The sequence below is a fragment of the Phaeobacter sp. JH20_08 genome, from assembly GCF_048056635.1.
GTDB lineage: Bacteria > Pseudomonadota > Alphaproteobacteria > Rhodobacterales > Rhodobacteraceae > Phaeobacter > Phaeobacter bryozoorum.
Genome location: NZ_JAYMVV010000017.1, coordinates 21,222 through 34,969, shown reverse-complemented (window position 1 = coordinate 34,969; position 13,748 = coordinate 21,222). Strand labels below are relative to the sequence as shown.

Below are 13,748 nucleotides of genomic sequence, written 5' to 3'. Positions count from 1 at the left end.
CTTGGCACCGCGCCCAGAACCGCGTAACACAATCCCCATGGCACAGCCGCCTGCGCCGTCTGCGACGGACGGCCCGTCCCAGGGATTGCAACGATGAAGAAACAAGACATGAACCGCGATTGGATTGCCACAGCCGAGACCCTTTCAAGCGCCCTGCCCTATCTGCAGCGCTATGACGGCGCCATCGTCGTGATCAAGCTGGGCGGTCACGCCATGGGCAGCGACGAGGCCATGGATACCTTTGCCCGCGACATCGTGCTGATGCGTCAGGTCGGGGTGAACCCGGTGATCGTCCATGGCGGCGGCCCGATGATCAATGCCATGCTCGACAAGCTGCAGATCAAATCCGATTTCGTGAACGGCAAGCGGGTCACCGATGCCGCCACGATGGAAGTGGTGGAGATGGTGCTCTCCGGCGTGGTGAACAAACGTATCGTGCAGGCCATCAACCGCCAGGGCGGCGCTGCTGTCGGTCTGTCCGGCAAGGATGCCAATCTGATCACCTGCACCCAGACCGACCCGGATCTGGGCTATGTCGGCACCCCGTCTGAAATGGATCCAAGCGTGCTGAACCATCTCTTTGAACAGGATATGATCCCGGTGATCGCCCCCATCGGCGCAGGCCCCAACGGCGAGACGTTCAATATCAACGGCGACACCGCCGCCGGCGCCATCGCCGCATCGCTCAAGGCCGACCGGCTGCTGCTGCTCACGGATGTGTCTGGCGTAAAGAACAGCGACGGCGATGTCGTGACCGAGCTGAAGGCGGCCGATGTCGAAGCGATGACCCGCGACGGCGTGATCCTCGGCGGCATGATCCCGAAGACGGAAACCGCGCTCTCCGCCGTGCGCAGCGGTGTGCGGGCCTGTACCATCGTTGATGGCCGGGTACCCAATGCCGTGCTGCTGGAACTCTTCACCGATCACGGCGCCGGTTCGATGATCCGTCCCTGAGGCGGCAGACATCAGCCAACCGGCCGGATCTCACCCGTCGCGGGCCAGCTGTCTCGCTTTGCGACGGGTTTACGGCTGCGAAATCCCCATAGGGAAACGCGCCAACCTGCGCTAGACTGTCCCTATGATCCGCCCCCTAAACCCGGACAGGGACCTTGCAGACCGCTCTGCATCGGTGCCTGTCTCCCCCCCTGTCGAACCCCCACCGACCTATGACAGGCTGCAACGGTCTGTTGCGGCACTTGGGCTGGATATCTATGGCGGATTTCACCCAACAGCCGGACAGCTTCGGGGCTTTATCGCAGCGGCGGCACCGGACATCGCAACAGGCAGCGAAACCGACAGCGGCCCACAGGGAACGCTGATCCTGCTGGGCACCGCCCCCTCCTTCTGGCCGGGGTTTGTCACCAGCCCGGAATATCGCGATGGCAGGGCAGACCCAGTCGACCGCTGGTCCAGCCGGGTCCTCGGTGATCTGGCGCAGAGCTGGGGCGCAATCCCGGCCTACCCCTTTACCGGCCCCCCCTATGCGCCCTTCGTCGGCTGGGCGCTGGCCTCGGGCCGCAGTTTCACATCGCCGTCGCAAATGCTGGTGCATGATCGCTATGGCATGATGATTTCCTTTCGCGGCGCCCTCTATTTCGCGCACCACTTTGATCTTCCGCCCCCCCCGCTGGCCCTGGCCCCCTGCCTTGGCTGTGAGGATCGCCCCTGCCTGAGCCGCTGCCCCGTCACGGCGTTGAAAGAGGGCGGCCCCTATGATCTGGCAGCCTGCCACAGGCACTTGGAGAGCGCCGAGGGAACCCCCTGCCTCTCCACCGGCTGCCTTGCCCGCCGCGCCTGCCCGCTGAGCACAGGCGCTGACCGTATCCCGGCGCAATCCGCCCATCATATGAGGTATTTTCACATAAAATGACCTGCACGCTGATCCTGACCCGCCACGCCAAATCCGCCTGGGACACCTCCTCCCCCAGTGACCACGCCCGCCCGCTGAACACCCGCGGCCGCCATTCCGCCGCGGCGGTTGGCACCTGGCTGCGCGAGCTCGGAATGATCCCGGATCAGGTGATCTCCTCCTCCGCCCAGCGGACCCGTGAAACCTGCAAGCTGATGGAACTGGGTGCCCCTGCGGTGTTCATCGAACGGCTCTATCACGCCAGCGCCGACATCCTGTTTCAGGTGCTGCGCGAGGCCGAACACAAGCGGGTGCTGATCCTGGGCCATAATCCCGGCCTTGCCGCCTTTGCCCATTCCATCGTCCGCCACCCACCGGATCATTCACGGTTTGATGATTTCCCAACAGGCGCGACGCTGATCGCAAGCTTTGATATCGACAGCTGGGCCGATCTCACGTGGAGCAGCGGCAAGGTGGCGGAATTCACCGTCCCCCGCGAATTGCTTGGTGCGTGACAGGGGAGAGCCTGCGCGCCTTGCTGCGGCCCGTCAACCAGCGGAGACCATAAGCGCTCCCGCCCGTCCCGGTCGCATGAATATGCAACCGCTCCCGTTGGGCATGGCGCCGCTGGCGCGGCGCGGTCGCTCCGCAGGTGACAGGACAACAAAAGCGGCCGCGATATGATCCTGTGACATGCTGTCGCTCCCACGCGGGAAGCCATGCCGCCGAACATCCGCAGATCCGCTATGATCCCAAGATCCGCATTCTCAGCAATGGAGCCTTTGAGATGAACCGCCGCGCCTTCCTCCTCGCCGCTGCAACCCTGCCGCTGGCCACCACACCGCTGGTGGCTGCAACGGCCACCAACGACCCGGTGATTAAGGTGATGAAATCCCCCAGCTGCGGCTGCTGCACCGGATGGGTGGAGCATCTCACCGCCGCCGGCCTGAAAACCGAGGTCCGCAATATCCCTGACGATCAGCTCTGGGAGATGAAATCCCGGCTTGGCATCTCAGATGATCTTGCCTCCTGCCACACCGCCACCCTCGGCCCCTATGTGATCGAAGGCCATGTCCCCGCCAGCGATATCAAACGCCTGCTGACAGAGCGGCCTGATGCCCTGGGCCTCACGGTTCCGGGCATGCCTGTTGGCTCACCGGGGATGGAAATGGACGACAGCAAAGAGCCTTTCTCCACGCTCCTGATCCGGGCAGACGGCAGCACCGAGGCCTTTGCCCAGCACGGCTGAGGCGCGGCACAGCGCCCTGGCATCTCTGCCCCTGTCATCTTTCCGATAAATACTCCGGGGGTCAGGGGGCAGCGCCCCCCTGCATCGACCCAGAATGACCAAGGCCGGGCAGATCTGCCCGGCCTTGGCCGTCTTACACTAGTGCGGCGCTCAGTGGCCGAGAATCTGGCTCAGGAACAGCTTTGTCCGCTCACTCTGCGGGTTGTTGAAGAACTCTTCCGGCTCGTTCTGCTCCACGATCTGACCCGCATCCATGAAGATCACACGGTTCGCCACCTGACGGGCAAAGCCCATCTCGTGGGTGACGCAGAGCATGGTCATACCTTCCTCGGCCAGTTCGATCATGGTGTCGAGCACCTCCTTGATCATCTCCGGATCGAGCGCCGATGTCGGTTCATCGAACAGCATGATGCGCGGCATCATGCAGAGGCTGCGCGCAATCGCCACACGCTGCTGCTGACCACCGGAGAGCATGCCTGGATATTTATTGGCCTGCTCGGGGATCTTCACCTTCTCAAGGAAGTGCATCGCCCGTTCTTCGGCTTCCTTCTTGGGGGTCTTGCGGACCCAGATCGGCGCCAGGGTGCAGTTTTCCAGAATGGTCAGATGCGGGAACAGGTTGAAGTGCTGGAACACCATGCCAACCTCGGACCGGATCTTGTCGATGTTCTTGAGATCATTCGACAGTTCGGTGCCATCCACCACGATCTTGCCCTGCTGGTGCTCTTCCAGCGCATTGAGGCAGCGGATCAGGGTGGATTTGCCGGACCCCGAGGGGCCTGCGATAACAATCCGCTCGCCCTGATTGACGGTCAGATTGATGTCGCGCAGCACGTGGAACGAGCCGTACCACTTGTTCATATTGTTGATTTCAATGGCAACCTCGTCGCTCACTTGCATTTTCGAGCGGTCGATTGCGCGGTCAGACATAAGTTCAGACATATGTTGAACTCCTTAACGGTGATCGGTGGCGAGACGGCGCTCGAGCCACTGTGAGTACTGAGAGATGCCGTAGCAGACGATGAAGAACAGGAAGGCGGCAAAGCCGAGGAGTTCCCAATAGACGCCGTTCCACTCGGTGGAGGCGAGGATTGGGCCCCGGATCATGCCCACCAGGTCGAACATCGAGATGACCGACACCAGTGTGGTATCCTTGAACAGGCCAACGGCCACGTTCACGATACCGGGGATCGAGATCTTCAGTGCCTGCGGCAGGATGATCAGACGCATGGCCTGCGGGTAGTCCAGACCCAGACTGTCTGCTGCTTCATACTGCCCCTTGGGCAGCGCGGCCAGACCGCCCCGGATCACTTCGGCGATATAGGCCGCGGAGAACAGGGTGATCATGATAACCACGCGCAGGAACAGGTCCACGGTGGCATCTGGCGGGAAGAAGTAGGACAGCATCACCGATGCCACGAACAGCAGGGTGATCAGCGGCACGCCACGCACGAATTCGATGAAGACGACGCAGATCCACTTGATCAGCGGCATGTTGGACTGACGGCCCAGTGCCAGCGCGATACCCAGCGGCACCGACAGCGACACGCAGGTCACACCCAGCATCATGTTCAGCATGAAGCCACCCAGATCGCGCGAGGGCACAGCTGACAGCATCGCGGTGTCAGACGCCCCTTCCGGGATCAGATAGCCACCGACATTCCAGACCACGACCGCTGCAACAATCGCGCCGAAGAACCCCAGAGCAAAGCTGCCCTTGCCGTATTTCTGGAACACGAACCCGGCGGCAACAAAGCCAAGCAAGGCAACGATCGGCACCAGGATCGAGCCGCCCCAGATCAGCCAGAAGGCCAGGAACGGGTAGATCGCGGTGAAGGCCAAGAGCTTGCGCGGCAGGTCAAAGAACAGAACCGGTGCCAGCGCAATCAACAGCAGCACAAGGGCCAGATTCGGGCGCCAGTATTCACTGGCCGGATATTTGAACCCATAGAGCAGCTGGTTCCAGCGCTCGGTCAGGACCGAGAAACAGGCACCAACCTTGCCATCCAGAACCTCGCGACATTCGGCAAGCGAGTTGGTGGTCCATACACCGTTCAGCAGCCACGGAACCGTGGTGCTCAGCAGCAGATAGATCAGCACCAGCGCTGCCAGCGTCAGGATCGAATTGGGAATGCTGGAGAACAGGTTCTCTCGCATCCATTTATAGGCACCGGTTTCACGCGCCGGCGGCGGGGCCGGCGGGATTTCCGTATCGCGGACAAAGGCGATAGTTTGAGAGTGTGTATCGCTCATGTCTCAGCGCTCCTTCAGTTTCACAGATGCGTTGTAGACGTTCATCACCATCGAAATCAGCAGCGATGCGGTGAGATAGAACAGCATCAGCAGCAGAACACATTCGATTGCACGGCCGGTCTGGTTCAGCGTGATGCCGCCCAGGGTCGCGGTGATATCGGCGTAACCAACGGCAATCGCCAGCGAGGAGTTTTTGGTGATGTTGAGGAAGTTGGAGATCAGCGGTGGAATGATGACGCGCAGCGCCTGCGGCAGCACCACCAGATTCATGATCCGGCCGGGACGCAGACCCAGTGCCGCTGCGGCTTCGGTCTGACCCTTGTTGATCGCCTGAATACCCGCACGCACGTTTTCCGCGATGAAAGCACCGGTGTAGATCGACAGAGCGAACCACAGCGCGATCAGCGGACCACCGATTTTGATACCGCCGGTGAAGTTGAAGCCTTTCAGCTCCGGCACTTCCCAGGACAGACCCATCAGGAACAGCACCAGGAGCACCGGCACCAGCCAGACGCCCAGGCCAATCCATGTGGTATTGGGGCGCACGCCTGTTTCTTCCTGCGTCTTGGTCGCGTTGGTTTCGACCTTGCGCATCACGAAGAAGGACAGTGCCAGTACCGCCAGAACCACCAGCCAGTTCATCGTGGTGGAGGCAAACAGACCGCTCTCGAACCAGGGCATCGGGATGTAGACACCGCGGTTGGTGAAGGCAAAGAGGTCAAACACCATGCTCGACGTGGCATCGTCACCGCGGAATTCCCGCGGGCCGGGCATCACGGCTGTCATGATCGTGAAAATGATGATGATCCAGATCAGCACCGGAATATTGCGGAAGATTTCCACATAGACGGCCATCAATTTGGAGACGAGCCAGTTGTTCGACAGGCGCAGAACACCCGCGATCACACCAAAGACGGTGGCCGTGATACAGGAGAGAAAGGCCACCAGCAGCGTGTTCAGAATGCCGACCACAGCAGCACGCGCATGGCTGGACTGGCTGTCGTATTCGATCAGACGCTGGTTGATGTCGTAACCGGATGGATCCCCAAGGAACCCGTATGAAATATTCAGACCCGCGGCGCGCAGGTTCTGAATAAGGTTGTTCCCCAGATACCAGATGGCCAAGGCCAGAACCAGCGCAGCAATCGCCTGGAAGGTCAACGAACGATAGCGGGTATCGTTGACCAACATGGACAGCTGAAACTGTGCCTTTGGAGGGTCAGTGAGAGTTGACATGAATGTGTGATCCCCGTGGCTTATAGGTCGACTGTTCGGCGGGGTTGGGTCCCTGCTCGCGTCCAGACCTTAAGCGTTTTTGTTAGGATAGGTCGGGAGGTAAAAGGGCGCAGGTTGGTCCTGCGCCCTTTCCTCAGTAGATCTTAGCGGAAAGGCGGTGCGTAGAGCAGGCCACCTTCGGTCCACTGTGCGTTCAGACCACGTGCCAGACCAATCGGAGTGTCTTCGCCGATGTTCTTTGCAAAGACTTCGCCGTAGTTGCCACCAGCGGCAATTGCGTTCTTCGCCCAGTCAGCAGACAGGCCCAGCATCTCGCCCAGGGTGCCTTCGGCGCCCAGCAGACGGTTGATTTCCGGGTTCTCGGTGCCAGCGGCCATTTCACCGATGTTGGCGGAGGTCACGCCCAGCTCTTCAGCTGCGATCAGCGCCATCAGGCTCCAGCGAACAACATCGCCCCACTCGTGGTCGCCGTGGCGAACCAGCGGGCCGAGCGGCTCTTTGGAGATGATTTCGGGCAGCAGAACATGTGCCGAAGGATCATCGAAGGTCGCGCGGGTTGCCGCCAGACCGGAGGCGTCGGTGGTGTAAACGTCACAGGCACCAGCCAGATACTGCTGCTGCGCTTCGGCGTTGGTTTCGATCGGAACCGGCTCGTAGCTGATGTTGTTGGAACGGAAGAAATCCGCCAGGTTCAGCTCGGTGGTGGTACCGGTCTGGATGCAGACGGTCGCGCCGTCCAGTTCCTTCGCGGAGGACACGCCCAGTTCCTTGGGAACCATGAAGCCCTGACCGTCGTAGTAGTTCACACCAACGAATTCGAACTTCAGGTCGACGTCGCGGCTGAAGGTCCAGGTGGTGTTACGGGCCAGCATGTCGATCTCGCCGGAGGCCAGAGCGGTGAAGCGGGTTTTGCCGGTGGTCGGCACGAATTCAACAGCGGTCGAGTCGCCCAGAACAGCCGCAGCAACCGCGCGGCAGACAGCAACGTCAAAACCTTCCCATTCGCCATTGGCATTGGGCGCCGCAAAACCGACCAGACCGGTGGTCACACCGCAGTTCAGCTTGCCGCGGGCCTTGACGTCGTCCAGCGTGCCCGCCGCAGCGGCACCGGCGGCCAGACCAGCAACAGTCAGCGCACCCAAAATTACCTTATTCTTCATGTTTACCTCTTCCTGATTGTCCGCCTATTTGGCGGCTCTTTTTGCCCGGCACCAGCCATGCCGGAGATAGGTGGTGAAACAAGGGTGACCCCATTTCGCGACCGAGTGTGGGCGCATTCATCAACAAACGTCAAGGGTGGGATCAGGAAATTCGATGGGCGCATAGCGAACATTTTTGCGGTCGCGAACGATTTTTGCGGCAGCGCCCCGATCTGGGTAATATATTGCGCTAACAGGAAAAATCGTAGAACCGCTTAGCGTGCAAAAACGCCGTGCGTTTCAGGTCTGCGGTGGCCTGCGCCTCGTCGTCCCGGCCCCATTGCTGCTCCTGCCACAGCTCGTCCAACCGCGACATTTCCCAGATTTCATCGGTCGGCCGCCAGCCCCGTGCGGCCGCAAACCCCAGCACCAGAGAGCCCGACATCGCCACCAGATCATGGAAGGCCGCCAGCTGAAAGGGTGTCATTTCATGGACTAAGCCGCGCAGACGGTGCAGCACCTCAGGGTCCTGGGGCACATGCAGGATGCCGGTGCGCGGCTGCAGCCGGGCCGCCAGCGCTTCCGCAGCCCAGTCCAGCGCCGGGTCCCAGATCTCGGCCTGACGCTGCACCAATTCGACCGGCATTTCGGCGCGATAGCACAAAAGATCGGAATCTGCGTAATCCGCCAGCATATCCGACACTTCGCCATGTTGATGCGACACCTTGTCGATTGCAGCATTCGCAGAACGCGTCATAGGCATCGACAAAGGGTCAACTGATTCGGTCTGCGCGTCCCATTCCGCGGCAATTGCATCGCCCATCTCACGGGTCGGAACGATAAGCGGCGCCTTGGCCGGCGTCTTCACGCGGCGGCTGTCCAGCTCGATGGCAAAGCCGCTCTCGACCTCGGCCACGGCGACCTCTTTCCAAAACCGTTTCTGTTTCCACTCGCTCATGTCGTCAGTCTTTCCAGATGTCCTGCAACAGCGGCGCCAGCGCGGCGAAACTGTCGATAATATGATCCGCCCCAAGGCGCTCGGCCGGGTGAAAGCCCCAGTTGACCGCAATCGTATGCACCCCGGCTGCGCGTCCCATGTCGATGTCAAAACTGGTATCGCCAATCATCACCGTATGCGCAGGTGCCACCCCGGTGTCGGCCATCGCCCGCAGCACCATCGACGGATGCGGTTTCGACGGGTGGTGATCGGCACATTGCCGGGTTACGAAACACCGCAGCTCATGGGACGCGATCAGCGCATCCAGCCCGCGCTGTGATTTTCCGGTGGCCACCCCCAGCAGGTAGTGCGGCACGGCATTCAGCTCCGCCAGCACCTCCGCCGCCCCGGGATAGAGCGGTGAATGCCCCGCGCCCGCCGCCAGACGGGCCGATTTATAAGCGGATTTATAGCCGTCGACCAAGCCGGCCTGGACGGCAGCGCTCTGCCCCGGCGCCAGCTCGGCCATCGCCTGCGGCAGGGACAATCCAACAATCGACAGGATGTCCTGCCGACTGGGCAGGGCCAGCCCGACCCCGGCAAATGCCGCCGCCATCGCCGAGGTGATGGCACCCTGGCTGTCGGCCAGCGTACCATCCACATCAAAGAGGATCAGGCGCAGGTCACGGCTCATCCACGCGCGCCCTTATTGCAGGCTCTCAAACGGATCTTCTGCCGCCAGATCTTCGGACCAGCCAAAGGTGTCCCAGCTGTCCTTCATATGATCGGGCAAGGGCGCGGTGATCGACAGCGTCTTGCGCGTCACCGGATGTTCAAACGCCATACGGCGGCAGTGCAGATGCAGCTTCTTGGAGATGATGCCGCCCAGCTGCGCGCCCCAACCATCGCCAAGGTTCTCCTGCCCCGAGCCGCCGTATTTGCCGTCGCCCGCAATCGGATGACCGATCTCGGCCATATGCGCGCGCAGCTGATGGGTGCGACCGGTGATCGGCTCCATCGCCACCCAGGCCGCCCGGCTGGCAACCCGGTAGAGCGTGGCATATTGGGTATGCGAGCGTTTGGCGCCGGGTGTGCTGTCCACCTCGTTGGAATGGATGGCGATCATCTTCTCGCCTTCGCCGCTTTTGCCATGGCCCGGCGCCTTGACCAGCCCGCATTTGATCTCGCCCAGATAGGGAGTCGGCACGCCCGCCACCAGCGCCCAGTAGATCTTGCGCGTGGCACGATGCCGGAACGCCGCCGTCAGCGACTGCGCCGCCAGACGGGTGCGCGCCAGCACCAGAACACCGGAGGTATCCTTGTCCAGCCGGTGCACCAGACGCGGCTTCTCCTCGGCGTCGAACTGCAAGGCGGCACTCAGCCCGTCGACATGTTTGGTGGTGCCGCTGCCGCCCTGCACCGCCAGACCCGCGGGTTTGTTCAGCACGATGACGGCATCATCCTTGAAGATCACGCAGCCCCGGATCATCTTGGCGTCGGCCTCGGAAATCCGGTAGCTCGGCGCCTCTGCCGGTTTCAGATCGCTGGCGCCAAGCGGCGGCACCCGCACCACCTGACCGGCCTCGACGCGGGAACTGGCCTTGACCCGGCCCCCATCCAGACGCAGCTCGCCCTTGCGGCACATCTTCTCGATGCGGCCCTGGCTCACATGGGGAAACAGGCGGCGCAACCAGCGGTCGATGCGCTGGCCTGCGTCGTCTTCAGTGACGGTAATCATCTGTACGCCGCTCATGCGAACACTCCTCTGGCGGCCATCAGGCCCAAAAACAGCCCGCCGACCGACAGGCCAACGGACAACAGCACATATAGCGCAGCCTGCCCCAGGGCGCCGCGCTCGATCAGGGTGGCCGTCTCAAGCGAGAAGGCCGAAAACGTCGTGAAGCCGCCCAGCAGGCCGGTCATCACAAACGGGCTGAGATGGGTCAGCCCCTTATGGGCGGCAGCAACTACAAACAGCCCCATAACAAAGGAACCGGTCACATTCACCGCAAGGATCGCCACCGGAAAATCCCCCACCCCGAACAGGCGGTGGATCCCCAAACCGGCCAGATAGCGGCAGGCCGCGCCGATCGCGCCGCCCAGAGCCACATATAGAACCGAAAAAACCATCTGCGGTCTGTCGCCGGCTGGCGCGGTGATGTCAAGTTTTGCGCGCTGCATGGCAGCATTGCAGCCACGGCGCAGGCCCGTCATCTTTCCAGAAATACTCGCGCCGCAGGCCCGGCTTTGCCCGGCAAAGCCGGATCAGCTGTTCCGCTTGGCGCGCAGATTGGCAAAATACTCGGTCCGGCGCTTCAGCTCGCGCTCAAAGCCTCGCTCGACCGGCTGATAAAGCACCGGGCGCGGCACGTCGTCGGGAAAATAGTTCTGCCCTGAAAACCCGTCGGCGGCGTTGTGATCGTAATCATAGCCCTCACCGTAGCCTTGCGACTTCATCAGCTTGGTCGGCGCGTTCAGGATATGTTTGGGCGGCGGCGCGCTGCCGGTCTGTTTCGCGAGCCGTCGCGCCGCCTTATAGGCCATGTAGCCCGCGTTGGTCTTGGGGGCGAGGGCCAGGTAGATCACCGCCTGGGCCAGCGCCAGCTCGCCCTCGGGGCTGCCAAGGCGCTCATAGGTCTCCCAGGCCTCGATGCAGATGCCCTGCGCCTGCGGATCGGCCAGCGCGATATCCTCCACCGCCATGCGGGTGAGCCGGCGCGCCAGATAGCGCGGATCCTCGCCACCCTCCAGCATCCGGGCAAACCAGTAGAGGGCTGCATCCGGGTCGGAGCCACGCACGGATTTATGCAGGGCAGAAATCAGGTTGTAATGCTCATCGCCGGATTTGTCGTATTTCGCCGCCCGCCGCATCAGCCGGGTGGCCAGCGCCTCGCGGCCCAGCGGGCTGTCCACGGTCCACGCGGCGATCTGTTCGATGAGGTTCAGCAGCGCCCGCCCGTCGCCATCGGCCATCCCCTGAAGCGCGTCGCGGGCATCGGGCGTCAGCGGCAGGGCGCGGCCCAGCTCCTGCTCGGCGCGTTGGGTCAGCCGCTCCAGATCGACCAGAGACAGGCGTTCCAGCACCAGCACCTGCGCCCGGCTCAGCACAGCGGCGTTCAGTTCAAACGACGGGTTTTCAGTGGTCGCCCCCACCAGCAGGATGGTGCCATCCTCCATATGCGGCAGGAAGCCGTCCTGCTGCGCCTTGTTGAACCGGTGGATCTCATCCACGAACAGCAATGTCCCCTGCCCGTTCTGACGGCGGATCCTTGCGGCTTCGAACACCTTCTTCAGATCCGGCACGCCGGTGAATATGGCCGAGATCTGCACGAAATGGAGATCGGTTTCACGGGCCAGAAGCCGGGCGATGGTGGTCTTGCCCACGCCCGGTGGCCCCCAGAAGATCAGCGATGACAGCGAGCCCGATGCCAGCATCACCCCCAGCGGGGCGTCCTCGCCCAGAACCTGCGTCTGGCCGATCACTTCTGCCAGCGTCTTCGGCCGCAGCCGATCCGCCAGCGGGCGGTTCAGCTCGGCGGTCGGATCTGGCCGGGGCGCGGCATCACCGCTGTCAAAGAGATCAGCCATGATCAGAGCCGGTAACGCAGCGACACGCGCTGGCCCTGACGGTTCAGATCAATCTTCATCCAGCGGCCAATCGCCGCCAGCACGGCAGAGACATCGGAGGGGGTCTCGATGGCCTCATTGTTGATGCCAAGGATAATGTCACCGGCGCGCAGACCGACACGGCCGCCATAGGCGCCGGGATCGGTGATCACCACACCTGTGGCGGTCATCGGCAGCTGCAAACGAACAATCGACTGCGGGTTGATCCGCGCAAGGGTCAGCCCCGGCAGCGGCGTTCCTTCGGGCAGGGTAAGCGGATCGGCGGGCGGATCATCGGGGGCCAGCATCATCTCGACCATCACCGTGCTGCGCTCGGTGCCGCGCAGCCGGGTCACCTCGGCGCTGTCGCCCAGACCGGCCACCGACATGCGGAAGACCATTTCGGAGGGCGAATTCACCGCCTCCCCCGCCACGTCGAGCACGACATCCCCCACCTCGAACCCGGCCTTGGCAAAGGGGCTGGCGGGATGCAGTTCCGAGATCACCATGCCTTCTGGCAGCTCCATCCCAAGCGACGCCGCCAGATCGGCATCGACCGGCTGACCCATCATGCCTGCCCAAGGGCGCTGGAATTCCTCGGCACCATCATGGGCCTGCCGCATGAAGGCCCGCACCAGGTTGGCCGGGATCGCAAAACCGATCCCGTTGGAGCCGCCGGAGCGGGTGACGATGCGGGTGTTGATGCCAATCAGATTGCCATTCACATCAATCAGCGCCCCACCAGAGTTACCGGGGTTAATCGGCGCGTCGGTCTGAATGAAATAGCCGATCCCCTCGCCCGTCGCCGCGCCGGAGCGCGCCAGCCCGGAGACGATGCCGCTGCTGACGGTCTGGCCCACCCCAAAGGGGTTGCCGATCGCCAGTGCCAGTTCGCCCACCTCTACCCGGTCACTGTCACGCAGCTCCAGAAAGGGGAGGTCCTTGGCGTCCTGTAGCTGGAGAATGGCCAGATCGCTGGCCTCATCCGCAAGCACCACCTGAGCGGCATATTCGCGCCGGTCGATGGTCACCACCCGGATATCCGTCGCCATGCCAACCACATGGTAGTTCGACACCACGATGCCATCAGCCGACAGGATCACCCCGGAGCCAAGCGAGTTCTGCACCCGTGGCTGCGGCTTTGACAGGCCGCGAAAGAAATCGTCGAAGAAGGGATCGTTCATAAAAGGCGTGCGGCGCTGTTCCTGCACGATCTTGGCATAGATGTTCACCACCGCAGGCGCCGCCTGTTTCACCAGAGGCGCAAAACCAAGCGAGATTTCTGCCTGCGACTGGGGCACGCGGGTTTCGGCAAAGGCCTGTGTGGAGGGGATCTGAGTGGCCAGAAACAGGCCCGCTGCGGTCAGGATGGCACGAAACATGACGACTCCGATTGTTCTTGTGAACAGGATATGCGGACCGCTGCCGTCTTTTACAAGGTAGGATTCACCGGGGAAAATCCGCGACTTTGGCCCCTAT

14 protein-coding genes are annotated in these 13,748 nt (G+C 62.3%); 4 read left to right on the top strand and 10 right to left on the bottom strand.

Features of this window, described 5'->3' with window-relative positions; genetic code table 11:
• Positions 1–93: 93 nt before the first annotated feature.
• The 4 genes from argB to VWY75_RS15255 all read left to right on the top strand — a co-directional run bounded on the left by argB (position 94) and on the right by VWY75_RS15255 (position 3,098).
• On the top strand, positions 94–954 hold the full coding sequence (gene argB, locus VWY75_RS15270) for an acetylglutamate kinase (RefSeq protein WP_416535594.1): 861 nt from the start codon (positions 94–96) through the stop codon (positions 952–954).
• Positions 955–1,078: 124 nt separating this feature from the next.
• On the top strand, positions 1,079–1,870 hold the full coding sequence (locus VWY75_RS15265) for a ferredoxin (RefSeq protein ID WP_416538166.1): 792 nt from the start codon (positions 1,079–1,081) through the stop codon (positions 1,868–1,870).
• Positions 1,867–2,364 carry a SixA phosphatase family protein gene (locus VWY75_RS15260; protein WP_416538165.1) on the top strand — a complete coding sequence of 166 codons (498 nt, stop codon included), beginning with the start codon at positions 1,867–1,869 and terminating at the stop codon, positions 2,362–2,364. Before VWY75_RS15265 ends, VWY75_RS15260 begins: the two co-directional genes overlap by 4 nt.
• A gap of 272 nt (positions 2,365–2,636) precedes the next feature.
• The gene (locus VWY75_RS15255) at positions 2,637–3,098 is read left to right on the top strand and encodes a DUF411 domain-containing protein (protein ID WP_416538244.1); all 462 of its coding nucleotides are present in this window, start codon (positions 2,637–2,639) and stop codon (positions 3,096–3,098) included.
• Between the two features lie 150 nt (positions 3,099–3,248).
• On the opposite strand, the gene VWY75_RS15250 is transcribed toward VWY75_RS15255, so the two are convergent.
• The 10 genes from VWY75_RS15250 to VWY75_RS15205 all read right to left on the bottom strand — a co-directional run bounded on the left by VWY75_RS15250 (position 3,249) and on the right by VWY75_RS15205 (position 13,651).
• Positions 3,249–4,040 (bottom strand): amino acid ABC transporter ATP-binding protein, encoded by a 792-nt coding sequence (locus VWY75_RS15250; protein ID WP_340546612.1) that lies wholly within the window; start codon positions 4,038–4,040, stop codon positions 3,249–3,251.
• A gap of 12 nt (positions 4,041–4,052) precedes the next feature.
• Positions 4,053–5,351: an amino acid ABC transporter permease gene (locus tag VWY75_RS15245; RefSeq protein WP_416535598.1), complete on the bottom strand. Its 1,299-nt coding sequence runs from the start codon at positions 5,349–5,351 to the stop codon at positions 4,053–4,055.
• A 3-nt stretch (positions 5,352–5,354) separates the two neighbouring features.
• The gene (locus VWY75_RS15240) at positions 5,355–6,587 is read right to left on the bottom strand and encodes an amino acid ABC transporter permease (RefSeq protein WP_416538164.1); all 1,233 of its coding nucleotides are present in this window, start codon (positions 6,585–6,587) and stop codon (positions 5,355–5,357) included.
• Between the two features lie 143 nt (positions 6,588–6,730).
• Positions 6,731–7,747, bottom strand: coding sequence for an amino acid ABC transporter substrate-binding protein (locus VWY75_RS15235; protein WP_340546609.1), 1,017 nt, complete (start codon positions 7,745–7,747; stop codon positions 6,731–6,733).
• 229 nt (positions 7,748–7,976) lie between these two features.
• A complete protein-coding gene (locus VWY75_RS15230) occupies positions 7,977–8,684 on the bottom strand; it encodes an ATP12 family chaperone protein (RefSeq protein WP_416538163.1) in 708 nt (235 codons plus the stop codon).
• Positions 8,685–8,688: 4 nt separating this feature from the next.
• Positions 8,689–9,357, bottom strand: coding sequence for an HAD-IA family hydrolase (locus tag VWY75_RS15225; protein WP_416538162.1), 669 nt, complete (start codon positions 9,355–9,357; stop codon positions 8,689–8,691).
• Between the two features lie 12 nt (positions 9,358–9,369).
• Positions 9,370–10,416 carry an RluA family pseudouridine synthase gene (locus VWY75_RS15220; protein WP_416538161.1) on the bottom strand — a complete coding sequence of 349 codons (1,047 nt, stop codon included), beginning with the start codon at positions 10,414–10,416 and terminating at the stop codon, positions 9,370–9,372.
• Positions 10,413–10,793 carry a fluoride efflux transporter CrcB gene (crcB, locus tag VWY75_RS15215; RefSeq protein WP_416538160.1) on the bottom strand — a complete coding sequence of 127 codons (381 nt, stop codon included), beginning with the start codon at positions 10,791–10,793 and terminating at the stop codon, positions 10,413–10,415. The genes VWY75_RS15220 and crcB overlap by 4 nt, the downstream gene beginning before the upstream one ends.
• Before the next feature lie 135 nt (positions 10,794–10,928).
• On the bottom strand, positions 10,929–12,251 hold the full coding sequence (locus tag VWY75_RS15210) for a replication-associated recombination protein A (RefSeq protein WP_416538159.1): 1,323 nt from the start codon (positions 12,249–12,251) through the stop codon (positions 10,929–10,931).
• 2 nt (positions 12,252–12,253) lie between these two features.
• Positions 12,254–13,651 carry a trypsin-like peptidase domain-containing protein gene (locus VWY75_RS15205; RefSeq protein ID WP_416538158.1) on the bottom strand — a complete coding sequence of 466 codons (1,398 nt, stop codon included), beginning with the start codon at positions 13,649–13,651 and terminating at the stop codon, positions 12,254–12,256.
• Between the last annotated feature and the right edge of the window lie 97 nt (positions 13,652–13,748).

Excerpts from the sequence above, each read along its gene's own strand:
- VWY75_RS15230 (WP_416538163.1), bottom strand. The coding sequence starts at position 8,684 with ATGAGCGAGTGGAAACAGAAACGGTTTTGGAAAGAGGTCGCCGTGGCC.
- VWY75_RS15205 (WP_416538158.1), bottom strand. The coding sequence starts at position 13,651 with ATGTTTCGTGCCATCCTGACCGCAGCGGGCCTGTTTCTGGCCACTCAG.
- VWY75_RS15220 (WP_416538161.1), bottom strand. The coding sequence starts at position 10,416 with ATGAGCGGCGTACAGATGATTACCGTCACTGAAGACGACGCAGGCCAG.
- VWY75_RS15265 (WP_416538166.1), top strand. The coding sequence starts at position 1,079 with ATGATCCGCCCCCTAAACCCGGACAGGGACCTTGCAGACCGCTCTGCA.
- VWY75_RS15250 (WP_340546612.1), bottom strand. The coding sequence starts at position 4,040 with ATGTCTGAACTTATGTCTGACCGCGCAATCGACCGCTCGAAAATGCAA.
- VWY75_RS15235 (WP_340546609.1), bottom strand. The coding sequence starts at position 7,747 with ATGAAGAATAAGGTAATTTTGGGTGCGCTGACTGTTGCTGGTCTGGCC.
- argB (WP_416535594.1), top strand. The coding sequence starts at position 94 with ATGAAGAAACAAGACATGAACCGCGATTGGATTGCCACAGCCGAGACC.
- VWY75_RS15245 (WP_416535598.1), bottom strand. The coding sequence starts at position 5,351 with ATGAGCGATACACACTCTCAAACTATCGCCTTTGTCCGCGATACGGAA.
- VWY75_RS15225 (WP_416538162.1), bottom strand. The coding sequence starts at position 9,357 with ATGAGCCGTGACCTGCGCCTGATCCTCTTTGATGTGGATGGTACGCTG.
- VWY75_RS15255 (WP_416538244.1), top strand. The coding sequence starts at position 2,637 with ATGAACCGCCGCGCCTTCCTCCTCGCCGCTGCAACCCTGCCGCTGGCC.
- crcB (WP_416538160.1), bottom strand. The coding sequence starts at position 10,793 with ATGGTTTTTTCGGTTCTATATGTGGCTCTGGGCGGCGCGATCGGCGCG.
- VWY75_RS15260 (WP_416538165.1), top strand. The coding sequence starts at position 1,867 with ATGACCTGCACGCTGATCCTGACCCGCCACGCCAAATCCGCCTGGGAC.
- VWY75_RS15210 (WP_416538159.1), bottom strand. The coding sequence starts at position 12,251 with ATGGCTGATCTCTTTGACAGCGGTGATGCCGCGCCCCGGCCAGATCCG.
- VWY75_RS15240 (WP_416538164.1), bottom strand. The coding sequence starts at position 6,587 with ATGTCAACTCTCACTGACCCTCCAAAGGCACAGTTTCAGCTGTCCATG.